Consider the following 25140-nt stretch of genomic DNA (forward strand, 5'->3'; position numbering starts at 1 on the left):
GAGCTCTCTGAAAAAACTACTTCTTCAACTCAGCGTAGTGCTTAAAAAACAGCGGGATGGTTTCGATGCCTTTGTAGTAGTTGAACAGGCCGTAGCTCTCGTTGGGTGAGTGCAGGGCGTCGATGTCCAGGCCAAAGCCCATCAGGATGCTCTTCACGCCCAGTTCCTGCTCAAACAGTGCCACTATAGGGATACTCCCGCCGCCACGCGTAGGAATAGGTTTCTTGCCAAACGACTCTTCCATAGCCATGGAAGCCGCTTCGTATTCGACCGAGTCGGTAGGGTTGACGTAGGGTAGTCCGCCGTGGTGGGGCTTTACTTTTACCTTTACCGAATCCGGCGCAATGGATTCAAAATGTTTTGTAAATAGTGCCTCTATCTCCTTGTCGGTTTGGTTGGGGACCAGGCGCATGGAGATTTTGGCGTGGGCTTTGGAAGGCAGTACCGTCTTGGCGCCTTCGCCCGTATAGCCGCCCCAGATGCCGTTGACATCCAGCGTAGGACGGATAGAAGTACGCTCAATGGTGGTATAGCCTGCTTCACCGGCCACGTCGTTAATATGTAAGTCTTTCTTGTACTCCTCCAGGCTGAACGGTGCTTCGTTCATTGACTTCCGCTCCTCTTCCGTCAGCTCTTCCACGTTGTCATAAAAGCCCGGAATGGTAATGTGGCCGTTTTCATCTTTAAGGGAGGCAATCATCTCACACAGTACATTGATAGGGTTAGCCACGGCACCACCGTATACCCCCGAGTGCAGGTCACGGTTAGCTCCGGTTACTTCTACTTCCAGGTAGGTGAGCCCACGCAGACCAACCTCGATAGAAGGTACGTCGTTAGCAATGATACTGGTATCAGAAATCAGAATAGTGTCACATTTGAGCATGTCGCGGTGCTCCTTCACGAACTGCCCCAGGTGGTCGGAGCCGACTTCCTCCTCTCCCTCAATCATGATCTTTACGTTGCAGGTCAGGGTACCGGTAGCGAGCATGGTTTCCAGCGCCTTTATGTGCATATAAAACTGCCCCTTGTCGTCGCAGGCGCCCCGGGCGTAGATACGGTCGTTTTTGATGACCGGCTCAAAAGGCGGCGAATCCCACAGCTCGTACGGATCGGCGGGCTGTACGTCGTAGTGGCCGTAAATAAGTACCGTCGGGGCGGAAGGATCTACCAGTTTTTCTCCGTATACGACCGGGTGGCCGGGCGTTTCGTAAATTTCAGCCCGGTCAGCACCGGCTTCCCGGATGCGGTCACGGACGTACTCCGCCGCCTTACGTACATCTTCTTTAAACTTGGAATCAGCGCTTACCGACGGGATGCGGAGCAGGTCAAGGAGCTCGTTGAGGAATTTATCGCGGTTTTGCTCTATGTAGTTTTGCATAGTTTTTAGTAGTGGTATGAAGTACTAATACCCCTTGGGGCGAGCCACGAAGGTAAAAAAAATACCCCTAAGACCATACGGTCTTAGGGGATCACAGATGATTTATGGTAAGGCTTACGAATTATTTTTCTGGCTTTTGAAAAGCTTTACGCGGCTTTCATTGCCATTTAAAAGACGTACGATATTTTTTTGATGTGTGGCTACTACTAATAGAAACATGGCAAATCCAAAAATAATCAGCAGGGTTTCGGCTTGCCCGAACACGCCCATCAGCGATAGTATCGGAAAGGCCAGTGTTGCCAGCATTGAGCTAAGCGAAATGTATTGGGAGGCAATGAGCGTCAGGATAAAGATGGTAATGCAAACCAGTGCCAGCTCGGGATGAATGGCAAGTACCATTCCTAACAACGTAGCCACTCCTTTTCCTCCTTTAAAACGAACAAAAACCGGGAAAATATGGCCTACAATGGCAATAATTCCAAAAAGGATTTTGTAACCCAGTATGTCTCCCTCACCTATAGTACCGAAGAAATACAGCAACGGAGCCAGTGAAGTGGCCGTCCAGCCTTTCAGTACATCAATGAGCATTACGACGGTACCCGCCCGTTTGCCAAGCGTACGAAAGGTGTTGGAAGCACCTGCGTTACCGCTGCCGTACTTTCTGACATCAATACCAAAGTACCCAATGCCGTACCATACCGACGTAGGAATAGAGCCCAACAAATAGGCACCCAAAATGGTCAATACTAGCAGGGAGATACTCATCAAATTGGATTATGTCAATAAAAATTGTACTTCTTTTTGCACTAAGTAAACAAAAATAACAGTAATTGTTACAGAATACAAGTACTCATGCTTAGTATTGCAAACATTATTTTTTTTCAAATAATTCCTTAAAGGCCCTAAGTGACTAACCATCAGAAGCCTTCGGCGGCTTCTTCTTTCTTTTTAACTTCTTTTTTCTTTACCTCCTTTTTCTCGGCGGCCTTGGCCATTTTGGCTTTTTTGAGGGCAGGCTGGTAAAAGTCGTAAAAGCGGTCGGTAAACATGACTTTGTCTTCAAATCCCAGCGGAATCAGCTGCATATCTTTAGTGCGGGAATTGCGTGACCTGGCCAGTACCTGGTCGTTAAACTCTATCTCCGACGACAGTACCCCCAGTTGCTGCTGTGCAAAGTCAAAGAAGTACCACACATCCGGGGAGGCTTCCAGGTACAGGCTGAATTCATCGCCCCGGTCGGTACGTCTTATTTCCAGCATGCCTTCCATCTGGGCGTTGACATCGTTACGGCCCAGATTCGACACCCCAATTTTCCCCAGCGAATAGTAGGCACCGTGTTTCTCCGACCACCGCAGGTTAACGTTGGACAGTACCAGCGGTATATCCAGGTCCGCCGAGGCTTCAAAAAGAGGCTTATACTCGGCGGCTGTTTTAGTAGCATAGGCATCGGCCGCTGGCTGCCCGATCAGGGCAGAAAGTTTGGTATTCAACCGGGTAGGGTCGTCTTCGGCCGGGTCGCTGTTTTGCTCGTCCAGGTTAGTCTGCACAATTTTGGTAGCCAGCGCAGGCAGCACGGGGCTAAGTACCGGCAAATTCAGCAGCAGCAAAGTATTGAACTGGAACCGGAGGCTGTCAACCTGGGCTTCGGCGGTGCCGGCGGCTTTTAGCCAGGGAGCATCCACCAGATTAAGCGGACCCGCAAAGTTAGCCAGTCCTTTCTGGTCATCGAACCGATAGGCAAAAGCTTCGTTGACCAGGTCATTGGCACCAGCCGGAGGCATAATCAGGAACGATTTGCTCTCGGGGTCATAGCTCATGGTACCGTTGGCCGTGAAAATATCCTGGTCGCGGCTGGATTCTTTAGTAGACAAGAACGTCATGTACATTCCTCCCCCGGTGCGGTAATGCAGTCCGGCAAACAGGGGTTGTTCTACTTCGTTTTTTAGGTCTTTATCTACCTTAATGGAAAGCGATTCACCCGGTGCTTCTTTGAGCGGAATCCAGGAACTGGCGAGTTCAGGTCGGGGCTTTATGAACGGACGAATGTAGCCATCGAGCTGCAGCGCAGATTCGTAGGCAATAAGCCGTACACCGCCCTTAAACTGTATCTTAGGGAACAGCATCAGGCGCTGATTTTCGGTTACTTCGGCCCGGGCGGTAGTGTAGTACAGCTTCTCCGATGTCTGGGCTTTGGCTTCCGGGCGACTTTTCCGGCTGGCCAGCTCCGGACTGTTGCTTACTTCCCGCAGCTCAAAGTTTTCCATTTTTATGGCGAAGGTGTCCTTCTGGGTCGTTACGTACTGGTAGGTAGCGGAGCCTTCAAAATGATTGCGCGAGGTAATACGTATATCGGCATCCTTCAGCCGGTGATTGGTATTGAGGGTGTCTATCTCAATGCGGGCTTTCTTGAAGGGAAGCATCTCGCCGTTCCGGCGAACGCCAACCAGGCCTTTATCCGGAATAATCTTGACGTCAGCCGTCTGGATATAAGGTACCCCGCTGATGTTAAGGGTCATTTTCTCTACCTCGTACAGGGCCGCCGACCCGTTAAACGACAAGCCTTCCTGCTCGGGTGCCATGGCCGTGAAGGTAGAGTTATCAACGTCGCCCTTCATGGCTACGGTTTTGTTGGTGATGTTCCAGCGGGCTTTGTTGATAGAGGTACGGTAGGCGGCGTAGGGAAATACCAGGCCGGACGAGTCCGCCTCGAAGCCATTGGCATTGGTAGTAAGTTCTACCTGTCCTTTGGCTACATTAAAATCAACATCCACATTCTTACCCACCAGAATGGGACGGAATGACTGCTGCTGGCCTTCTTTCAGAGTAAACTGCGCCTGATTGGCCAGAAAGCCTTCTTTATTAAACTTTATGTCATCAGAAGTCAGTTCAGCATCGGAGCGTTTGAGCTTGCCGTAGCCGTACAGGCCCGCCGTGCGTAGTAGCAAACCTCCTTCCAGCTGAGTACTTCCCTTATAGAAATTAAAGGAATTACCCTTGGTCACTATAAACATACTGTCGGTTTTGGGGAGCCAGCGCAGCGAGTAGTTTTTCAGGTCTACACTGGGGAAATAGGCTTTACCAATGGTAGCTTCCCTGATGCTGGCACTGGCACCGGAAGCCAGAAGCGAGTCGGTCGTAAAGAGGATTTCTTCGGTCGGGATAGTGGCCGACAGGTGCGTAAGTACCCCCGGCGCCCGCAGTCCTTTGCTATTCATCACCAGCTTATCGGTCAGCTTTACCGTCGACTTCCCTCCGTACAGCTTAAGGGGTTCGGCGGGAGGCCTGTATTCAAAGCCCATGGAGTTGTCGGGCATGGTCTTGAGAGTAGCCTTCAGGGGAGGGAGCATGCCGTCCGACTCAAAGGTACCCACAAAAGTAATGTCGCGCTTGTCGAGGCTGTCAATATCCAGTTTGGGTATTTTGAAGAATACCTCCCGCTGGTACGGAACAAGCCGGGTGGTCTGGTCAAAGTACACCGTAATACCTTCGGGTATCACCATACGCGGTGATTTGGCGTTTTTCTGCCGTCCTGATTTGTTCTTGGGGTCGTTCAGATAAAATGTACCGTCCTTATCGTACTTAATGTGTCCTCCCACCTCATTGGCCAGGCCTTTGGCGTACTGTTCCTGGGGGGTGTAGGTAATGGAGTCAACTTTATTGAGCGTAACAAAAAACTGGTCGTAGTTGAATTTAAGATTTTGACCGGCAAAGCGAAAATTCGAAGATTTTAGCTGCCCATTCACGGTAAAGTCCCGGTTGCGCCCAATAACTACTTGCTTGTCGGAGGGCGTGGCGACAATTTTGAGAGAATCACTCACCACAAACCGCTCCACTCCGCGTACGGTCAGCAGGGTATCGGTCAGGGAAATGGTAGCGTTGGCTACCTCGCTGTTGGCCTGAAACTGGGAGGAGATCAGAAAATTGTCGTAATCACTCTTGTCCATATTGGCCATAATATACATGATTCCCTTACGACTCAGGCTGTACTCTTCCGTAGCCCGGTTGCTTTGAAAGTAATCCTGTAAAGTCAGCCGTTCGAGGGCCTGCCGCACAATAGCCGGGTCCTTTTTGTACTGGTTGGCGAGGTCGTAGGCGGTAAAGGTTTGTCGCTTCTGCGTTTGCACGTAGTTAGCGGCCATAATCAGAGGCTGGAAGCCAAAATCGACAGCCATGGCCTGAAAGCGTTGCGGCCTGAAGTAGTCAAAAGATTCCAGCCGGACGGGTACCACCTTTTTGCCGGCTATCATATAAAACTCCGCCTTCTCGTTAGGTAGGTTCCAGCGCATGGCTTCGGCCCAGATATTCATTTTATGGTAGCTGTCCACATAGGGTACTCCCTCGTAAGGCGTACCGTCGGCCCGTTCGAGGCGAAGCAAACCCGCACCGTCGCTGTAATAAAAACGTACCCCGGCGTGGTAGAGCGAGTCTGCCCCCAGCGGCATGGAGAACTCCGCCAGTTGGGCCGTAACTACGGAATCATTCAGGGCGAAGCGCTGGCTACTGACCCGAAAAACCGGCTTGTCTTTGTAGGTTACCAAAATAGCTGAGGGCTCGTTGCTCAGCGAAGTACTGTATATGTTAGTACCGGCCAGTGAAAATCCACCTTTATAAAGAATACTTTTGCTGGTATTCTTTAGGACGGCGTCGTTGCGGTAAGACACAAAGCGGGGGTAGGTGGAAGGTTTGCCGGCCGGTCGGCGCACGCTCCTGAACTCAAATTTACCCTTAATGGGGCTGGTTAGTTTGTTGTCGTAATGAAGCGTGACGTTATCAATGGTAAGCGCGGGACTGGACGGCTGAAAAAAGTACTCATCAAAATCAACATAAATACCCTGGTCGCCTTCCCAGGTAAACTTGCCCCCCTTGCCCACAAAGGTACCCTCCTTTAAGGAGACACTGCCGGTACTGGGGCCAAAGCTAATAGAGTCGTGGGTGGTTACGACCGCAAATGTGGCGCCCTGCAGGTCCAGCAAAGCCCCCGAAAGTGTAGGTACGGGCCTGGCCTTGGAGTCAATAAGTACCGAGTCGGCGGGAAGGTCCCAGCCGTCATTGGCGGGGATAGTGGCTTTGGGGTCGGTGGTAGGTACCGTGTCATCAAACCGAAAGCGGTACTGGCCTTCGGTCAGGTAGAGCTTGCTGTAATTGGAGGAATAGAGTTGCTTTTTCTCAATAACCAGCTGAGCCGTTTCCAGTAGCTTCTGGAGAGATTTGGCGTCGTAGGTGTCGCTGGCTTTATCCACCATAATCATAAAGCCGTTGATGTCGCCCTGCTGCGTGGTGATGGTATGCAGGTTACGCATCAGGAGATAAAAAATGGGACCGGCCTTCTGTCCTTTGGCGGCCAGGCTGCGCATCAGGCCCACGAACTCCTTCTGCTGCGTCGTATTGAGCGAGCTCATCCAGATACTTTCCAGGTCCTGAGCGGCTTTGGCATAAGCCGGATTCCGGCTGCTTTCCATCAGCTTTTTGGCATCCACCATAAACTGTCCCGGCTCATCCGACAGGCGCACCCCCTGGGCCCACGCGGCTTCACCGGCCAGTACTACCAATCCCAGGAGACAAAGGCGAAATAACTTCATATAGCTTGTTACACAGTTTTTTCTTAACTCATTTTTCAAAAACTACCGTTGCCCACTCGTTACGGGTATCGGTACGTACTTTAGTCAGGCCGTTTTCCAGCGCGCATTGGGCTATATCCGGCTCGTCCATCTGGTAAAAACCACTTACCACCAGCCATCCCCCGGGCAACAGGTGTTGTACGTAACGCGGTATCTCAGCCAGCAGTATATTGCGGTTAATGTTGGCCAGTATACCACCAAACTGCCGCTCCGCCGGAACATCCGCAATGGTACCCTGAAACACCTCCGCGGCTTCGTCTAGCCCGTTCAGCGTAAAGTTCTCGCGCGTATTTTCAACCGCCCACTCATCAATATCAAACGCCACAATACCCCTGGCACCCAGCTTACGGCCCAGTATGGGCAGAATACCCGTACCGCAGCCTACATCCATGATGTCGATGCCCTGGTGGGGCAGGCTGAGCTGCTCATTCATGACCAGCCAGGTAGTAGCGTGGTGCCCCGTCCCGAACGACATTTTGGGGGTTATCAGCAAGTCGTACGTAAACCGCTCGTCCGGCTCGTGAAACTGCGCCCGTACCCGTACCGCCCGACCTACTTCAATGGGTTCATAGCTGCGTTCCCATTCTTCGTTCCAGTTCTTTTTCTCTAACGCTTTCCACGAATAGGCTATTGCGGTGAAGATCTGGTATTTGGCTATAATTTCCTGAAGAGCGGCTTCATTAAAAAGTGGTTCGGTAATATACGCATTCAGCCCCTCGTCGGTTTCTACAAAGGACTCAAAGCCAATTTCGGCCAGCTCGGCGGTTAGTATATCAGCATAATCTGGGGAAACGGTAAGGGTTAGTTCTATGTAATTCATAAAGAAGCAGGAAGCAAACGGTGGTAAAACAGTAAAACAGAGATTTTTTCCAAAGTTAACCAAATAAAAAACGGGAAGCTCACCACCGTGAACTCCCCGTCGGGGCTTAGCCTGGCTACTGGCTCTGGTTAAGTACTATCTTACATCTTCACGATTACAAACTCCACCCGCCGGTTTCGCTGGCGCTCCTGCTCGGAGGTACCCCTGGCCACCGGCCGGGTGGAGCCGTAGCCTTTGGCTTCAATCCGGTCGGCCGCAATACCCTTGCTGATGAGGTAGTCGCGCACGGCACTGGCCCGCTGGCGCGACAGTTCAAGGTTTTTGTCGAAGTCGCCCAGATTATCGGTATGCCCCTCCACCCGTACCTGCAGACTGGGGTTATCTTGAATCATAGTCACCAGCCGGTCCAGCTCTTCGTACGACTCCCGCAGCAGTTCAAACTTCGAGGTTTCAAAGTAAATATTCTCTAAGGTAAAGCTGGTACCGGCGGCCAGCGGAGTAAGATAGAAATCGCGGGTGAGGGCGGCCCGGCCCACCGAGTCGGCCGGACTCACCGCCGCGGAGGTACTTAGGTACCCTTTGGCCGCTACGCTGAGCGCGTAGCGCTGGCCGGGCAGCAGGCTGAGGCGGTAGTTACCCGACGAAGTACCCATCTGCAGGGTGTCGCTGCCGTCGGCGTAGGAAATCTGGGCGGGTATGGCGCGGCGGGTCTTGGCATCGTACACCGTCCCCCTCAAAGCCACCGGGGCGGTAGTGGCAGCCTGCGGGGCCGCATCCGGTACGGTTTCGCGGGGCTGCGGCGTGCTAGCCAGTGGTGGTTCTTCCCGAGGTACTTCGGTGGGGCGCTCTTTGGGGGCCGATGGGCGCCGCAGCGGGTTCTTAATATGTACCCCGTAGAAGTTCCAGTATTCAGTCTGGCCGGGATTGCGGCCTTCAAAGAAATCAAAGATTTCAATACCGGGGTCCAGTCGCTCGTAGTAAAGCCGGAAATTGACGACGTCGCCCGGGTATACGTTGAGGTGTTCAGGCTCAACCGGAATCCCTTCGGCCCGGATAAAGTTGTACTTTTTAGAAGTATTACCGGGTTTGTACAAACGGCTCTGCGGATCAATACTGATGTAATTGGTTATCAGCCGACGGTTGGGAAACAGCCGGTACAGCTCCTGGGGCATGGTGCTTTTGTACTCCATGTCAATGATCGTGTAGCGGCTGGTCAGCTCTACCCGTACTATGCGCACGTAGCGGGCAAACTGCTCTTCAACAACGGGGCGGTTGGTAATTTGTCCGGCGGCCGTTCCTAAACCCAGCCAGACCATACCAATCAGAACAGAAAGTACTTTTACATTCATGGCGATGGTGGATGCTATGTATACTTAAAACTAAAGAAGAAACATTGCAAGAACGCCAGTATAAGAGAGTTAGTGTGTTAAATTAGGCTAAAAGTTAGGGACGGGAGCTACTCCTCCACCGGAATAAACGGCTTCCAGAACTCCGGGTCGTAGCGTTCCCAGGCGTGACAGCCAAAGGGCAGCTGACGGTTGTTCAGCGCATAGCTGGCCGCCGGACTTTTCTCAAAAGAGAACGCCAGGGCTTCCTGCCAGGAGGGGAGCTTTATAAAAAACTTCATGGGGGCCAGGCGGCGGGCATCAAGCGAAAAAAGCTTGTCCTCGTTGCCCGGCCACCGCGTATAAAATGCGTTATAAATCCGGAGGTAACGGATTATAGCCGGGATGCGTCGTAACGACAAACCTCCGTTCAGGACAGGATGACTTTCGGTAAGTACTGTCGCATAGGTTTCCTGAGCTTCGGCGGGTAGCTGACTGAGCTCATCCGGTTCCAGCGAAGGGGCACCTATGTTGTCATATCCTTTGGCGCACCAATGCGGTAGCTCATCCCTGAATACGTAAGCGTCCAGCTGGTAGATAAGTATATACTCAAAATCAGTAAAGGCTTTGTAAAATGTCAGGGAAACCAGCAGTTCATTATAACCAACAATACTACTGAAAAACTGGTCCTCAAAAGACCGGAACTGCAGAGCAGGGTACTCCTGCTGTAAACTATCCAGAACCAGACCAGCTGGTTTAACCACAATAAGCGGATAAGCAGACAGCACCTGCAGGCACTGACGCAGGGAGGCCTTTTCGGCCGCGGATAGGTCTGATTTGTAAATGGGGATAACAACGGCAACCGGCCGGGTACTTGACGATTTCATTCGTAAAGGAGATGCGTACTTGGGAAAACTAACATAAACTTCCGGATTTATTCAAGCAAGTCGCCCAGCGCCGGCAGCCACCAGTCCTTACTGCTAAAACGGTAGTGACCTGAGGCCGCATCTCTCAATACCGGCCTTATCCGCCGTAAACGATTGGGGGGCAGGCTGGACCGTCGTTGAAAATGTTGCTGGCGGAGATAGAGCTTATTAAGTTTTTCGGCGGGTATATTGGGATAATTGTGCAGGTGCAGGTATATCATCTCCAGTTCCTGGGCTTTTTCCCGAAGGGGGGTCAGTTTTATCTCCCGGTCCCGGGTTAGCCGGTCGCGCAAACTCACCGGCTCCAGTTTTCCGCCCAGACCTACCTGCTGGCTTGAGTGCATCCGGTAGGAGATCAGGCACTCGTTAATGAAGCCTATCTTATCCTGCAGGCATAATACCAATGCGATCCAGCCATCGTGGATTAGCAAAGGAATGTGCGTGGGAAATGGAAGCAAATGCGGCAGGCAGGAGCGGCGGAGCGCTACGGTAGCACCGGTAACCACGTAGCCGTTGAACAGGATTTCATAGCCCAGGCCCTGCTGCCATCTCTGTTGTGGCTCTTCAAAAAATTCTATTTCCTTCCACAGCGTAGTCCCTATTGGCTGGGAGTTATCATCAATCATCAGTCCATCCGAAAATACCGCGTCCTTGTCAGGATGCTGCTGCAGGTACCCTACCTGTTTCTCAACCCGGTCTTTTCGCCAGATGTCATCCTGGTCACAAAGAACAAGAATATCACCCCGGCAGAGCAGCATACACTTTTCAAAGTTTTTGGTTGACCCCAGATTGGTCTCATTCCGGACCACCTGAACAGGGAATGAAACCTTTTGGGCAAAGGCCTGCAGGATAGCTAAGGTATCGTCGCTGGACCCGTCGTCACATACAACTAGTTCATCAACGGGCAAAGTCTGACTGGCAATACTTTCCAACTGTTCGGGCAAATACGTTGCCCCGTTGTAGGTACACATAGCCACTGAAATCATAAAAATTTACGCTAGGTTCGGTACATTAAGCTTCTAAACACAGACAATAACTAAGAAAACATGGTGTCTGTTTTAACAGAAGATAGCGTGGAGGGTTTTTAGTACGGAGCATCAAATATAGGAAAGTTCAGCTAATGCAGGTTGTATAGCCGGGGTATAATTTTACCTGCGTTCCGGATAGTTGGTAACTTTGCAAAAAAACAGCATAAACCATGGCCCTATCAGATTCCCTGAAAAAAGCTATTACCGGAATGCCCCCCAAAGAAAAAGACAAGCTGCTTCTGCGGCTTATTGGTAAAGATAAAGTCCTGGCGGACCGGTTGTACTTTGAGTTGATTGAAGACAGCAGTACGACCGAAGAAAGGCGGGAAACCATCAAGCATAAAATACAGAAGATGGCCCGGATGCAGGAGTACACCCCCGCCTGGATCTTAATGGACCTGCGTACGCTGAGTGGTGATATTGCCTATCATGTAAAGGTTACCAAAGATAAATACGGGGAAATTGACCTGAACCTGTACCTGCTGAACGCCTTTCTGGAGCAGCAGGCCGATGTGCTGCGTAACCATACCTCCCGTACCGACAAGTGCGCGCTGTACATGGCCAAGAAAGCCCAAACCCTGATGAACCGTCTTAACAAGCTAAACGACGACTACTACGGGGACTTTGAGCGGGAAGTAAACCAACTACTCCGGCGGCTGCACTCCCTCTGTACCCAAAGCTACGCCCGCCAAATGGGCCTGCCAAAAGAGTGGCCGTAGGGACCCGGCAAAAAACCTATATTTGTCACGATGAAAACAACCGCCTTACTCCTAATTGATGCCCAGTATGACTTCTGCCAGCCCCAGGGGGCGCTCTACGTGCCGGGAGCTGAGCAGGATGTAATACGTATTGCCGACCTGATCCGGCGACATACCGGGCAAATAGACCAGATAGTCGTAACCCTCGATACCCACCACGTGCTGAATATCGCGCATCCGGGCTTTTGGGAAGATCGGGAGGGGCATTCGCCCGATCCCTTTACCCTGATTACAGCGGCCGATGTAGACGCCGGCCGCTGGGTACCCCGCTACGAAGCTGACTATGCTAAAGAATATGTACGTACTCTGGAAGCGCAGGGCGAGTTCCAACATTTTATCTGGCCGGAGCACTGCCTGATCGGGACGCGGGGTGCGGCCCTCGACGACACCATAGTGGAGGCTGTAAGGGATTGGGTACACCAGACCGGACGCGACTATGAGGCGGTAATTAAAGGGGTGCATCCGTTTGCTGAGCATTTTGGCATATTCCGGGCGCAGGTACCCGTGCCAGGGGCTCCCAAAACCAAGCTGAATACCTCCCTGATTACCCTGCTGGAACGCTACGATCAGGTACTGGTGGCAGGGGAGGCACGCTCACACTGTGTGGCAACCAGTATGAAGCAAATCCTGCGCTACGCGCCCGCCCTGGTGCCTAAGGTCGTGGTGCTGACCGACTGCATGTCTGACGTGACCGGGCTGGGGCACCTGGCTGATCCTATTTACGCCGAAGCCCAGGAGAAAGGCGTTACCTTTACCACCTCCACCGCCCTTAATTTTTAGGAATGGTCCAGTCAGAACCAGGCATGAAGCAGTTTTTAATCCGGCAGGTACCTTTCCTGGGGCCTTACGTACTCCTTTGGCTGATCGTGGCCATTGTCCAGCTTTTTATTGGTCAAAGCGAGGTCATTCTCTTCATTAACGGTCGCTGGAACCCGTGGTCTGACGTGGCTTTCAGGTACGCTACCTTTGTGGGCGACAACCTGTTTGTAATAGTAGTTGCCTTGCTGTTGCTGCTGTACTCGTACCGGAAGGCGGCTTTGGTAGTGTTGAGCTACGCCATTTCCGGCATTATTGTACAGGTACTTAAGCGGTATGTATTTGTAGGTATTATGCGGCCCTGGTACGCGTTGTCGGACACCTACCCCCTTATGCATACCGTCGAAGGCGTACAGATATACCATAACAGCAGTTTTCCTTCCGGACACACTACCTCGGCTTTTGCGCTGTTTGCGATGCTGGCCTTTATTAGCCGTCCGGCCTGGGCCAAGGTACTCCTGCTGCTTCCGGCGGTGGTGGTAGCCTACTCCCGGATGTACCTGCTGCAGCATTTTCTGATTGATGTACACACGGGTTCCCTGCTGGGGGTAGGTACCAGTGTGCTGCTGTACTACTACCTGCAGAGCTACTGGGAGTCGCATCCCAGGGCCTGGCACCAGAAAGGGCTCATTTTCTGAGTACTTTTTTAGTGTAACGTTGAGTTGTCAGCAGGATTTTTATAAGTTTGCCAGCAGGCAGGCCTATCCTGCGTTTGCACGATTTATCCCACCAGCGCATGGCACGATTCCAGGATCAGGTAGTAATCATTACGGGCGCGGCCTCCGGAATCGGCCGGGCTACGGCCCTGGCTTTTGCCGCCGAAGGCGCCCGGGTAATAGTGGCTGATGTGGCCGCCGAAGGCGGTCAGGAAACGGTGGCCCTCATCCGGCAGGAAAACGGCGAAGCCATGTTCATAGCCTGCGACGTTGCCCAACCCGAACAGCTGGAACAGCTGGTAACCCAGACGGTACAGCTATACGGAAAACTGGATGTCGCCATTAATAATGCCGGCGTGGGTGGACTATTCGCCCGAACCGCCGATGTGACCGCCAAGGAGTACCACCGCGTGGTTTCTATCAATATGAGTGGGGTATTTTTTGGAATGCAGTACCAGATTCGTCAGATGCTTCGGCAGGGCGGGGGCCGCATTGTGAACGTTGCCTCACTGGCGGGGCTGCGCGGTCTGCCCAACAGCTCCGTGTATACAGCTACCAAGCACGCCGTGGTAGGCCTTACCAAAGCTTCCGCGGTCGAATACGCCCGTAAAAATATTCGGATCAATGCCGTTTGCCCGGTTTTTACCCGGTCTCCTCTTTTTGATCAGCTTTTTGAGCTGGACCCTTCCTACGAAGAAAGACTTAAGCGCAATATTCCCATGGGACGTTACGGACAGCCTGCCGATGTAGCGCAGGCCATTCTCTGGCTTTGTGATCCCCATAATACCTTTGTAACAGGAATGGCGCTTCCTATTGACGGTGGGATGATGGCGGTGTGAGGAATCAAAAGGAATGGAGAGCCCGTTTCTTTGTGCCGTAAACAGATACAATGGTTATGATTTTTTCCGGTCGGTACCGTTACTTTTTCCTTTTTCTGGTGGTAGCCTTTGGTTTTTTCTGGAACCTGGGCAATGCGCCTCTTTTTGATGAGGACGAAGGCTTTTTTGCCGAAGGAACGCGGGAAATGGCGCTGCGCGGTGATTTTATCTCTACCTATATAAACCAGGAGCCACGCTTCGACAAGCCCCCCCTCACCAACTGGCTGCAGTACGGGGCGGCGCAGGTACTGGGTTGGAACGAGTGGGCCATGCGGTTGCCCTCCGCCCTGGCGGCCCTGGCCTGGATGCTGGCCATTTTCTTGTTGGTACGCAAAAGGCTCAGCGAAAAGGAAGCCTTTTATGCCACCTTTATGGCTACCTGCTCCCTACAGATCACCATTATTGGTAAAGCGGCCCTGGCCGACGCCCTGCTCAACGCCTCTATGGCCGGCGCTATGTTTTGCCTGTACGAAGTACTACAGGGAAGCCACCGGAAGTACACCTTTCTTTTTTACGGCCTTTCGGCCCTGGGCTTTGTTTCCAAAGGGCCCATAGCGGTACTTATTCCCGCGGCCGTTACCATGCTGTACCTGCTGCGCTGGCGAAGCATCCGGCCGCTCTGGAAGGTATTGAGCGGGTCGGGTATTCTGCTGTTCCTGCTAATTTCGCTGCCGTGGTACCTGCTGCAGTACCAGCAAATGGGGCAGGCATTCATAGACGGCTTCTTTTTTAACCATAATGTCAACCGTTTCCGGACAGCCTTCGAAGGACACTACGGTAGTATACTGTACTTTGTCCCCATTTTGCTGCTGGGTATAGTACCCTATACGGCCGTAGTACTGTCGGCCTTCGGCCGGTTGAGGTACCTGTGGTACGACAAGTACTTTTCCTTTCACCTGCTGTGGTTTGCTTTTGTCTTTGTGTTCTTTTCGCTGTCGGGTACCAAGCTGCACCACTATATTATCTACGGCTACACACCGCTTTTTGTGCTGGGTGCCTGGTACATGGCCAATAACCACAGTGTCCCGCTCATCTGGCCGCTGCTGGTATTCCTGATTATCCTGCTGGTGGCGCCTTTTATGCTTCCGCAGTTTTTGCCGATGATCAACGACGCCTACGCCGTAGACGTCACTAACGGAGCGGCGGCTGAATTTGACCAGGAATATTACCTGAGTATGGGCGGGCTGTTGCTGGTACTGCTGGTCGTGGAAGTCAGGAAAGGGTGGGGGAAAGACCTGCAGCTGGTGGTAGTCGGACTGGTGCTTTTAATTACCATTAATGGCCTTTGGATGCCCCGGCTGGGTGCCCTGCTTCAGCAGCCCGTTAAGGAAGCGGCCCGGCTGGCCAGGGAGCGGAAGTACCAGCCGCTGGTAGTACTGGACCATTACTACCCCAGTTTTCATTTCTACTCGGGCCTCTTTGCCGAAGAACGTACACCCCGCTCCGGCGACGTAGTACTGGCCCGTAAGTACCGCCTCAATGGTATAGCCAATAAGGAAATTCTTTTTGAAAAACACGGACTCGTATTGGCCAGAATCACCGGACCCTAACGGGTGTAAGCAAAAATAAATTATCCATTTCCAACCAATAACAGCACAGTAAGGTCTTACCTGAAAAAATGTATTAATCTATGAGAAAACGGATACTTTTGGCAGCGTTCCTGCTTACGCTGATTTCGACGGCCCAGCAGTGTGGCATCGGTCCCGATCGCCTGCGTGACGGTTGCTTCGCCGGTTCTCCCCTGGAAACGATTCCCTGGGCTAAAGACCAGTTGGCTGGCTTCCAGCAACCCAAAAGCGGACCTTTGCGCGTAGTGGTTTACTCCTACCGCAATGAACAGTTTCTGGCGTTTGTGAACCCGATACTTTCTTCGCCTATGAGCTATATTTTTGACTGCTCAGGTACCTCCATCGCCCAGAGAAACATTAATTACAACAACTTCTATGATGAGGCTAAAAAGCTCAAGGTACTTCTTGAGGGTACTTACTGAGGCCTGGCTGATCAATGTACCTATGTGCTAATGGCCATGAGCGGAGCATTACTTTTATAACTACCTGTAATCCTTTACGCCAGCGGCCACTGCACATGCAGTGGCCGCTGGCGTATATAGGTCCTACCGAAGGTGTGGATGTTATCTGAATTATTGGTTGAGTGTCAGCTGCTCGTGGGTTTCCTCTACGTTGTGGCGGAGCATCAGGCCCGACGATACACTCGCCAGTACCAGTTTCAGTTCCGGGTGAATGTTCTCTTTCATCCATACTTTGCCATTATTTACCGTAGACACTGCCCCGATGGTTTTACCGTCCAGCCGGAACTCGTAGCCGTATACGTTCATAGCGGTCATCATGGGCGAGCCGCCTTCCAGTTCCCGGATACCCACAATATCTATTCGGGTACCGTCTGAGCTGCTGCGAACAAAGCCCATCGTGTTGTTTTTCAGCGTACGGCCCCCGTCTACGTTGTGTACAATAAACTCCCAGCCTTCTTTGGAGCCGCTGAGTTCAATACCCCCGGCGAAGTAATTTTTATAGTTGGTCGAAAGTGAAAAATACTCCCGGACGGGTGAAATATCAACGTCCCGGAAGCGACTGACGAAGGCTACTTCTGCCGAACGGCCACCGGGGCCAAACTGCTGGAAGCTCAGTTTTTCGCGGGCCCCGTTAAAACGGGCTACAAAAGGAATGGAATAGCTGAAGGTCCAGCCGCGCTTTACCTTGCTGGTCGTGTAGTCTCCAAATTGGAGTACCTGACCAATCTGGAAGCCCTGTCGCCCTTTGACGGGATATACAGCAGCACCTGACTTAAGATCATTGGTAACGGCTACTTCGGCGGTGCGGCAAGCGGTAAAAGCGGCGGCAAAAAATGCAAACAGGAGCGTGGCGCGGCCTGCGGAGTTAAGCAAAAAGGGTTGGTTTTTCATGGCTAAATAATCGTTAATTGGAAAGAAGATATTCAGAAGGAGCAAAAGGTTGGAACAAAGTCAGTTTTTAATTCCATTTTTTTAAAAGCTCCTCTATTTTTTATAAATATTGGAGAAAAACTGGGGCTGGAAGCTTATTTTAAGGATTCGCCTGGAATGTATTTGGCTATCCTAACCACAAAAATAATCAGCTGCGGGAGCAGGTCCCGCCCGGAATTGTATCAAAACCGCGTATATCCTGATTAATGGAAAGAATCGTATACAAATGGTAACTGGTCCCGTCGAGCCACGTCCCGCTCACCTCCTGCCGCTGCTGGTCATAGCCCAGTTTGCGGGTACCTCGCTCTGGTTTGCGACCAATGCCGTGTTGCCCAGTCTGCAGCTGTACCACCCGCAGGTTAGTACTTTTCTGTCTACCATGACCACCGCCGTGCAACTGGGATTTGTACTGGGTACCCTCTGCTATTCTTACTTTTCGGTGGCCGACCGGTTCTCGCCGGTGCGGGTATTTATGGGTTCGGCGCTGCTGGCGGCCTTGTGCAACGCGGGCGTACTGGGTACTTACCCGTGGCTGCCGGGCTTATTCATGACCCGAATGGCAGTTGGGTTTTTTCTGGCGGGGGTGTACCCCGTCGGTATGAAAATATGCAGCGACTGGTACGAAGCGGGCCTCGGCAAAGCCCTCGGTTATCTGGTAGGTTCCCTGGTACTGGGTACCGCGTTTCCGCACCTGATCCGGGCTATGTCCGTTGAGCTGGACTGGCGGTACGTGATCGGGGCTACCTCTGGACTGGCGGTGGCCGGAGGGCTGGTGGTGGGGCTGCTGGTACCCGACGGGCCCTTCCGGCGCAGGGCCGGGCGGCTCCATCCGGCTATGATCAGGGAGGTATTTAAAGTACCTGCTCTGCGGCGGTATGCTTTCGGGTACTTCGGGCACATGTTTGAGCTGTATACCTTCTGGGCTTTTGTTCCCCTGCTGCTGGCTTCCTATACCCAGCTCACCGGCCGGGCGCTGGATGTACCGCTGTGGTCATTTGGAGTAATAGCAGCCGGGTCACTGGGGTGTGTATTGACGGGCGAGCTGTCGGGGCGCTGGGGCAGCCACCGCACGGCCTGGGTGGCACTGGCGGTATCGGCGGGCTGTTGCGGGCTGGTACTCTGGCTTGACCTGCTGCCGCTGGTGGTACTGGGGGCCTACCTGCTGGTGTGGGGCATGTCCGCTACGGGTGATTCGCCCCAGTTTTCGACGCTGGTAGCGCAGCACGCTCCGGCCGAGTACCGCGCCACCGCCCTGACCATTGTTACATCCATTGGTTTTTTTATTACCATTCCCAGCCTGTACCTGGTCCAGTGGTTGTTTGGACTGGTGGGTTATCAGGCACTGGTAGTACTGGCGCTGGGAGGCGTGTTTGGCCTGCGGGCCATGCGGGAGCAAAGCCATATTTTCCCCTTTAACCTACTGAATAGCAGCAAACGGAGCTAAAACTAATCACTCATCACTTACCGCTTACCATGAAACCAGCCAGCTACTGGGTCGAGAAATACAACATGCAGGCCCACCCCGAAGGCGGGTACTTTGCCGAAACCTACCGCTCCGCCGAAACAATCCCGCACGCGGCCCTGCCCGGGCGCTTTGGTGGGGGCCGTTCTTTTAGTACGGGTATTTATTTCCTGCTCGAAAACCACCATTTTTCGGCCCTGCACCGCATCCAGTCCGACGAACTCTGGCACTTCTACACCGGTGATCCGCTGGAGGTATTCGTTATTTATCCGGAGGATGGCCGCCTGGAAACCATCCGGCTGGGGGCCGAGCCCGAGAGGGGCGAGGTGTTTCAGGCCATGGTACCGGCGGGTACCTGGTTTGGGTCAAGGCCGGGTAGCGGCAGTACCTACTCGCTGGTAGGCTGTACGGTAGCGCCGGGCTTTGACTTCGCCGATTTTGAGCTGGCTGAGCGCCGGCAACTGCTGGCCCGGTTTCCGCAGCATCGGGAACTGATTGAGGCGCTCACCCGCTGAGGAGATTTTCCGGGAGCCGGGCGGATATATAACAATCGCGGCGGTTGGGTTGTAGTATATAAAAATTCAAACGGTTAGAAGACACTGATACTCCTGATGCTGCCGGTCCGGGGCCAGCAGTACTAAACCACCTGGCGGATGCTGTGCAACAATAGAGTAAAGGCTGGTTACCGGATGTTTCGGATGAGCTTGCTGTGCCTGGCAGCGGTAGTAGCCTTGACCATAGCTCAGGCAGCGGCCCAGCCGGGTTCGGCCCAGCCAAGTGTGGCCCAACCAGGTGTGGCCCAGCCGGGTGCGGCCCAAACGTCGGTACCGTACATTCCTCCGGGCCTGTCGTTTGCGGGGGAAGCGGTTCCGCTCAACGACCCCCTCGTGTATGATCGGCTGGAGCGGGAGCTTATCAAAAACGTATATAAACATTCGTCTACGCTCACTATACTGAAGCGGGTGCAGCGCTACCGTGAGCCAATCATGAGTCTGCTTACCCGGAATAAGGTACCTGCCGACTTTTTTTACCTGGCCGCCATTGAAAGTGAACTCTCGCCCATTGCCGAGTCGGGTAAGGCGGTGGGCTTCTGGCAATTTATTGAAACAACGGCCAGGGAACAGGGGCTGGAAATGTCAAAGTATGTGGACGAACGCCGGCACCTGGAACGCTCCACCCGGGCCGCCAGCCAGCAATTGACCAGCCTGTACAACACCTTTAAGAACTGGACGCTCACGGCAGCGGCCTACAACGGCGGACGTACCATGGTACTTAATAACCTCAAAACGCAGAACGTACAGTCGTACTACGACCTGTACCTGACGCCCGAAACCTACGACTACGTGTTCCGGATTCTGGCCATAAAGCTGATCTGCGAAAATCCCGGACGCTACGGCTTCAGCCTGCCTGCGGCGGAGTATTCGGCACCTACGCAGGTAGTGGAAGTGCGTCAGGATATAAACCTGGTGGAGTTTGCCCGCCACTATAATATGAACTACAACCAGCTCAAGTACTTTAACCCCTGGCTCCTGTACCGGTCTTCGTGGAGCCCTACCGATAAGTACTACGAACAAAACAAAGTATTGAATGTAATGCTGGAAGTACCGCCGGGGAAAGCATATACCTTTGAAGTTTTTAAGTAGCCTGATTATTGAGTAGCATTATAACCGTGTAGTACAATACTAACCAGGTACCTGGGTTTGCGGTCTGACTGTTGCCGGATTCCAGCCGGAATAAACAGCATTTTTTTGATCTTTGTTGCCTGACTTAGCGTACATAAAAGTTCATACCAATACAATTCACACCAAATTCAGACTTAATTTTATTCCATGGCAAGAAGGATTCTACTGATTGACGACGATGAATTAACCTTAGCTATCTTACAATTTACGCTCCGCAAACTCAACTTTACGGGCAGTCTGGACACTGTTTCTACCGGGGAGCAGGCACTTGCCTACTTTGAAAATCTCCTCCGCCAAACCCCGGACGCCGCTCCGGATTTAATACTACTTGACCTGTTCATGCCCCGCATGAACGGCTGGGAGTTTCTGGACATCTATACCAGTCGGTTTGAGGCCCGGTACCCCGATACCCGAGTTTGTATCATTACCAGCTCGGTAGATCCGGCCGATGTGGACAAAGCCACCCGCTACCCCTGCGTCAGCTCATTTGTTGAAAAACCATTTGGTTTCCAAAGCGAAAGTTTTCTACGGAATATGGATCGCTTAGGGGCGGGCTCAACTACCATCAACCCATCTTCTGCCTCTGGTACCTAGGTACTTGGCTGCCAACCTGCACAAAAGGCGGGAAGATTTGTAATATTCTGGGAAGCTTTTCCTGCCGGTCCTGGAACAAAATCCTATCCAGGTAGTTCTTATACATAACAGCTGAATAGATAGCCGTCTTTCGCTGAGGTATATTGATTTAGTTAAAGCACAATTGAGGAAGCTTCTGGCTTCCTCAATTGCTTTTTTGGGGTACCTGACTAAGCTGAATATCCCGGATAGTAACCGCTGCACCCGGTTCAGAACTACAAAGGTTTGCTGGTGGGTAGTTTCTTTATAGCTGCCGCTATGACTTATCAATCGTAGTAAAAAACGTATTATCACCCCTGGAAAGCGTTTTTAGTACTTCCCGAAGTAGGCTTACCATGGCCGTAAAACTCAGGGGTTTTACCATATAACCCGCGGCGCCCAGCTGTTCACACTCCACAATGTCGCCGGGGTAGTTGGAGGTGGTGTAAATAACTACCGGCACGTCTTTGATCCGGTCAATCTTCTTCAGCTCAGGCAGTACCTTCTTGCCCTCCAGCCTGGGCAAATTCAGGTCTAAAAAGATATAGGACGGTTTCCAGCTTTCGTCAGTCCGCAGCTTCTGAATGGCGTTGGTACTACTTCTTTCAACCATGCAGTCAATATGGGGATTTATTGCATCGAGAGCAGACTTGAACAGATACAGATCGTCCAGATCATCGTCAATCAGGTAAATAGTGCTCAATGGTGTGTGATGTTGAAGTTTACAATCAAGACCAGCTGATGAGACCTATCCCTACTACAAGCAACAAGCTTTTAGAAGACCGGGTCACACCCGCCAAAGGTAATTACTTTTTGGTACTTACGGTACTTTATAAACGCCGCAGGTATTCCTTCCCAAACTCCGCTGCTGCCAAAATGTTTCTGCGGGAAGGTACTTCAACCCATTAAAATTTATTGAGCATGTAGGTAAACAGACCGGCCTGAGTACTGCGCTTCAACCTGAGCTAGTTGATCTGCAGCAGGTACCCCTGATCCAGGAGCTGTTCGAGAATTTCGGAGGGGTCGCGGCTGGTAATTATGATCCGATGGTAGCGCCGAAGGTGGTGAACAAAATCATCCACTGAGGTTTCCCGAACCTCCGAAAGCTCACAACTAAAGTCATTTTTGATTTTCATCAAAAGCTCAGTTGGGGTTTCTGCTTCACATATTTCACCTGTTAAACGGATAAATCGCATCATTACCTGTCCAAGTTGAAAAAAATCAAAACAACAACTTTGTTGAGAATATGCTCAACAATAGGCATTAAAAAAAAATTAGAAATTTTAAATTGCCTGACCACGCGTATCTGCCCCACAGTGCAGTAATACCGCTTTTAAGCCCACAATTTCTGATTAAGCTCTTATTTTGATCATCCGTCAGGCGCTCATTTTCAGCCGAATTGGGCAGAAGCTGTTGAATAGTTTCATAGAAAACAGGTACCTGCGAGCGGTAGCCAAATGAGCATACCTGTAATGCAGGTATAGATATTTCCTTTACCTGGTATTAGTTATGACTTTCTTTGAACTCAAAGGGTGGATGATCAACCGGTAATCAATAAACGGAATGTGGTATGAGTGTGGTGGAGAGATTGATCAGAGGCTATCAGAAGCAGTACCCAAAAACGAGGAGGTTCAAGTTTTTGCGGGACCATAAAAAGATTATTAGCCAGTGCCTTAGGGACAATGACTACGCGTGCCTGGCTCTTCTTTACGGGCTTCCCTTCGTGGAAAAGGTAAGGGAGTTTCTTCTGGAGAATCGCGACTATGCCCGTTGTGCGCTTTTGAAGAAGCAACTGGAAGAACTACACTGTAAAATTAAGCTCAGAGACGATTCTACAGCCTTAAAGCTCATGATCACAGAGGTATAAACTGCCCTGGGCCCTTCCTGAAAAACCAGGCTGCCTACAAGCCGTAAAAGAAGTAGTTGTTGCTGCGGGTGATATTATCCAGGGCACCGGTGAGTTTCTTTACCAGCTCTTCAAACCTGGATGGTTTGACAATATAGCCGGCAGAACCCAGCTGACGGGTTTCATCAACGTGAGCGGGATTGGAGGAAGTGGAGTAGATAACCACCGGTACTTCCTTCAAGCGGTCAATTTTCTTTAGCTCCGCCAGAACATATCTGCCGTCGGCTTCCGGCATATTCAGGTCCAGAAATATTACTTTAGGAATACAGCCTGCGTTGGTTCGAAGTTTTTCGATTGCCCTGCTCCCACTGGTTTCCATATAAAAGGCAATGGCTGGATTTACCTCTTTCAGAGCAGACTCAAAAAGTAAGTACTCGTCCCTATCGTCATCTATTAGTAAGCAGGTATTCGTCATGGCTATTGGTATAGATTTCCAAAGAGACTGGAAATAGGTGCAAACAAATATACAATATATATTTTCATTATTTAGCAGGACGTAGCCTAAGGGTACCTGCTGCCAAAGCTGCGCATAAAAATAACCTGAAAAAGCCGTAGCAAAAGTACGTGATAAGCTTGTGCATGGCCAGGTAAAATTATACCAATCAAAGAGCAGAAAATGCCCGTAAGTAAGCCTTCGGTAGAGGGGGAGCTTCGCTTTCCGGTTATTCAACCCGTATCAGAAATCCTACGTTTTCCAACTGATTCAGCAGATGGGTCATGCCCTGGATCGCCATTTTTTCTCCGTAATATACGTGTACCCGCAGGGTCAGTATTTCCAGAAAGCTCCACAGAGTTAGCTTTGCATCGTAGGGAGATGCATTTTTCAGATTTTCAAATACCTCCGCTGGAGTGTCGCCTTGGATAATTTTACCCGTAGCAGTTAGGTACTTCATCTTCGCGTTGCTTTCTCATAAGATTAAAACTACCACTTTACGGTTTATGTTCCGTTTCAGGTACCGGCGCCCCTATCTCTTTGGGTTGCAGCCTAAGGGAGGATAAATTAAAAGAATGTATCTGTTACTTGAAATAACTACCCAAGAAGTTTTCTTTCTTTCAGCCAGTCAAAAATAACCTGATCCACCGGAGAGACTTTGTCCCGGTCGTGGTAGCTAAGCCATACTACCTCCTCTATCTCATTGGCAGGCTTCAATATACCCCTAAAAGTGGCTTCGTAGCAGGTCATCTTTACCTGTACCCCTTCGGGGTGGTGATCGGCCTGCGCCTGAAAAACACCTACCAGTTTAAGGCTGTCTTCCCGGAGGTCTACACTAAGTTCTTCCCTGATTTCGCGGGAAAGGGCGTCCCAGTCGCTCTCCCCGGCCTCCCGCTTTCCACCAGGGAAGTAGTACTTGTGTCTGCCCCGGCTTCGGGTACTCAGTATCTTTCCGTTCCGGATTTCGAGCCAGGCTACTTTGTCAATAACCGTCATGGTTGAGCTGGTAAAGCCGCTAAATTAGTAATAAAGTAAAACCCGAACGCCGGGTTTTCGAGCAGATGCCCCTTTAAATAACTACTTCTGACTAAAATTTTCCGGCTTAGCTGGTAGTTTCAACGTTTTGGTGCTTTCCTAAGCGGGGACAGTACACTAACAGCCCCACTTCCGGCCCGTGAAAACAACTACCACCAAAGTACTTACGAAGAGCCGGGCGGCTAGCCTGGCCGTAGCGGCTCTTTTCCTGAGTCTGTCGGGAGTTAACGCCCAGCCTTCGGGTAAAAGTATTTCCCTCTTTGACGGCAAAACCCTGACCGGCTGGAAAACCGTAGATCCGGCGCACGAAAAGCTATGGTTTGTGGCTGACAGCGTCATCAGGAGTGGGGATGGCGTCAGCAAAATACCCGAAAACACCTACCTGTATACGACCAAAGAGTACGGCGACTTTGAGTTTCGCTGCCTGTTCCGGCTGTCCGGTGACCCAGCCACCGGCATGATCAACAGCGGTATCCAGTACCGTTCTCTGGTAAAAGAGGGTAAGATGATCGGGTACCAGGCCGACATCGGCAACGGGTACTGGGGCGATATCTACGACGAACACCGCCGGGGCAAACTCGTCGGCGGCGACCTGAGTACGCTCCGCCACCTGCTCCGGGAAGACGGCTGGAACAGCTACATCATCCGCTGCAAGGGTAATCGTCATGAGCTGTACATCAACGGCGTGAAAACCTGTGACTACATCGAGAAAGATCCTTCCATCCCAAAGAAAGGCATTATTGCCGTGCAGATCCACTCGGGTGGAGTAGCCCAGGTCGAGTTCCGGGACCTTACCCTGACCGAACTTTGATGTAGGTATTCCCTGAGCGACCGTATCTTTTTTACGA

At 51.6% G+C, this 25140-nt stretch carries 24 protein-coding genes; 11 read left to right on the top strand and 13 right to left on the bottom strand.

The window, feature by feature from the left end:
- Positions 1–16 precede the first annotated feature (16 nt).
- The 7 genes from VGN67_RS23085 to VGN67_RS23115 all read right to left on the bottom strand — a co-directional run bounded on the left by VGN67_RS23085 (position 17) and on the right by VGN67_RS23115 (position 11053).
- Complete coding sequence (locus VGN67_RS23085) at positions 17–1378, bottom strand: dipeptidase (RefSeq protein ID WP_327489648.1); 1362 nt, start codon at positions 1376–1378, stop codon at positions 17–19.
- 114 nt (positions 1379–1492) lie between these two features.
- Positions 1493–2143, bottom strand: a complete 651-nt coding sequence (plsY, locus tag VGN67_RS23090; protein WP_327489650.1) for a glycerol-3-phosphate 1-O-acyltransferase PlsY — start codon at positions 2141–2143, stop codon at positions 1493–1495.
- A gap of 152 nt (positions 2144–2295) precedes the next feature.
- Complete coding sequence (locus VGN67_RS23095; RefSeq protein ID WP_327489652.1) at positions 2296–6957, bottom strand: hypothetical protein; 4662 nt, start codon at positions 6955–6957, stop codon at positions 2296–2298.
- 28 nt (positions 6958–6985) lie between these two features.
- Positions 6986–7816, bottom strand: coding sequence for a 50S ribosomal protein L11 methyltransferase (gene prmA, locus VGN67_RS23100; RefSeq protein ID WP_327489654.1), 831 nt, complete (start codon positions 7814–7816; stop codon positions 6986–6988).
- A gap of 140 nt (positions 7817–7956) precedes the next feature.
- Positions 7957–9165: an OmpA family protein gene (locus tag VGN67_RS23105; protein WP_327489656.1), complete on the bottom strand. Its 1209-nt coding sequence runs from the start codon at positions 9163–9165 to the stop codon at positions 7957–7959.
- 107 nt (positions 9166–9272) lie between these two features.
- Entirely contained in the window at positions 9273–10028 is a 756-nt protein-coding gene (locus tag VGN67_RS23110; RefSeq protein ID WP_327489658.1) for a DUF5672 family protein, read from the bottom strand.
- 47 nt (positions 10029–10075) lie between these two features.
- A complete protein-coding gene (locus VGN67_RS23115) occupies positions 10076–11053 on the bottom strand; it encodes a glycosyltransferase family 2 protein (protein ID WP_327489660.1) in 978 nt (325 codons plus the stop codon).
- Positions 11054–11265: 212 nt separating this feature from the next.
- On the opposite strand from VGN67_RS23115, the gene VGN67_RS23120 reads away from it, so the two are divergent.
- From VGN67_RS23120 to VGN67_RS23145, 6 genes are all read left to right on the top strand, one after another.
- Entirely contained in the window at positions 11266–11814 is a 549-nt protein-coding gene (locus tag VGN67_RS23120; RefSeq protein ID WP_327489662.1) for a hypothetical protein, read from the top strand.
- A gap of 30 nt (positions 11815–11844) precedes the next feature.
- Positions 11845–12633 (top strand): nicotinamidase, encoded by a 789-nt coding sequence (locus VGN67_RS23125; protein ID WP_327489664.1) that lies wholly within the window; start codon positions 11845–11847, stop codon positions 12631–12633.
- 23 nt (positions 12634–12656) lie between these two features.
- Complete coding sequence (locus VGN67_RS23130) at positions 12657–13307, top strand: phosphatase PAP2 family protein (protein ID WP_327489666.1); 651 nt, start codon at positions 12657–12659, stop codon at positions 13305–13307.
- A 98-nt stretch (positions 13308–13405) separates the two neighbouring features.
- Positions 13406–14164, top strand: a complete 759-nt coding sequence (locus tag VGN67_RS23135; protein WP_327489668.1) for a glucose 1-dehydrogenase — start codon at positions 13406–13408, stop codon at positions 14162–14164.
- Positions 14165–14220: 56 nt separating this feature from the next.
- Positions 14221–15753: a glycosyltransferase family 39 protein gene (locus VGN67_RS23140; protein ID WP_327489670.1), complete on the top strand. Its 1533-nt coding sequence runs from the start codon at positions 14221–14223 to the stop codon at positions 15751–15753.
- An 80-nt stretch (positions 15754–15833) separates the two neighbouring features.
- Complete coding sequence (locus VGN67_RS23145; protein ID WP_327489672.1) at positions 15834–16193, top strand: hypothetical protein; 360 nt, start codon at positions 15834–15836, stop codon at positions 16191–16193.
- 150 nt (positions 16194–16343) lie between these two features.
- Here VGN67_RS23145 and VGN67_RS23150 read toward each other — a convergent pair whose 3' ends face one another.
- Complete coding sequence (locus tag VGN67_RS23150; RefSeq protein WP_327489674.1) at positions 16344–17123, bottom strand: hypothetical protein; 780 nt, start codon at positions 17121–17123, stop codon at positions 16344–16346.
- Positions 17124–17388: 265 nt separating this feature from the next.
- On the opposite strand from VGN67_RS23150, the gene VGN67_RS23155 reads away from it, so the two are divergent.
- The 4 genes from VGN67_RS23155 to VGN67_RS23170 all read left to right on the top strand — a co-directional run bounded on the left by VGN67_RS23155 (position 17389) and on the right by VGN67_RS23170 (position 20900).
- Positions 17389–18606: an MFS transporter gene (locus VGN67_RS23155; RefSeq protein ID WP_327489676.1), complete on the top strand. Its 1218-nt coding sequence runs from the start codon at positions 17389–17391 to the stop codon at positions 18604–18606.
- Between the two features lie 29 nt (positions 18607–18635).
- Complete coding sequence (locus VGN67_RS23160) at positions 18636–19139, top strand: cupin domain-containing protein (RefSeq protein ID WP_327489678.1); 504 nt, start codon at positions 18636–18638, stop codon at positions 19137–19139.
- Between the two features lie 138 nt (positions 19140–19277).
- The gene (locus VGN67_RS23165; protein WP_327489680.1) at positions 19278–20267 is read left to right on the top strand and encodes a lytic transglycosylase domain-containing protein; all 990 of its coding nucleotides are present in this window, start codon (positions 19278–19280) and stop codon (positions 20265–20267) included.
- 186 nt (positions 20268–20453) lie between these two features.
- A complete protein-coding gene (locus VGN67_RS23170) occupies positions 20454–20900 on the top strand; it encodes a response regulator (RefSeq protein ID WP_327489682.1) in 447 nt (148 codons plus the stop codon).
- A 295-nt stretch (positions 20901–21195) separates the two neighbouring features.
- Here the strand turns inward: VGN67_RS23170 and VGN67_RS23175 are convergent, their stop codons facing one another.
- From VGN67_RS23175 to VGN67_RS23195, 5 genes are all read right to left on the bottom strand, one after another.
- Positions 21196–21621: a response regulator gene (locus tag VGN67_RS23175; protein ID WP_327489684.1), complete on the bottom strand. Its 426-nt coding sequence runs from the start codon at positions 21619–21621 to the stop codon at positions 21196–21198.
- 262 nt (positions 21622–21883) lie between these two features.
- Positions 21884–22054: a hypothetical protein gene (locus VGN67_RS23180; protein ID WP_327489686.1), complete on the bottom strand. Its 171-nt coding sequence runs from the start codon at positions 22052–22054 to the stop codon at positions 21884–21886.
- A gap of 765 nt (positions 22055–22819) precedes the next feature.
- Complete coding sequence (locus VGN67_RS23185) at positions 22820–23239, bottom strand: response regulator (RefSeq protein WP_327489688.1); 420 nt, start codon at positions 23237–23239, stop codon at positions 22820–22822.
- A gap of 247 nt (positions 23240–23486) precedes the next feature.
- Positions 23487–23717 (bottom strand): hypothetical protein, encoded by a 231-nt coding sequence (locus tag VGN67_RS23190; RefSeq protein WP_327489690.1) that lies wholly within the window; start codon positions 23715–23717, stop codon positions 23487–23489.
- A 137-nt stretch (positions 23718–23854) separates the two neighbouring features.
- Positions 23855–24253, bottom strand: coding sequence for an NUDIX domain-containing protein (locus VGN67_RS23195; RefSeq protein WP_327489692.1), 399 nt, complete (start codon positions 24251–24253; stop codon positions 23855–23857).
- A 178-nt stretch (positions 24254–24431) separates the two neighbouring features.
- Here VGN67_RS23195 and VGN67_RS23200 point away from each other — a divergent pair, with 178 nt between their 5' ends.
- On the top strand, positions 24432–25103 hold the full coding sequence (locus VGN67_RS23200; RefSeq protein ID WP_327489694.1) for a DUF1080 domain-containing protein: 672 nt from the start codon (positions 24432–24434) through the stop codon (positions 25101–25103).
- Positions 25104–25140: the final 37 nt, after the last annotated feature.

This window comes from Telluribacter sp. (assembly GCF_035998675.1).
Classification (GTDB): domain Bacteria; phylum Bacteroidota; class Bacteroidia; order Cytophagales; family Spirosomataceae; genus Telluribacter.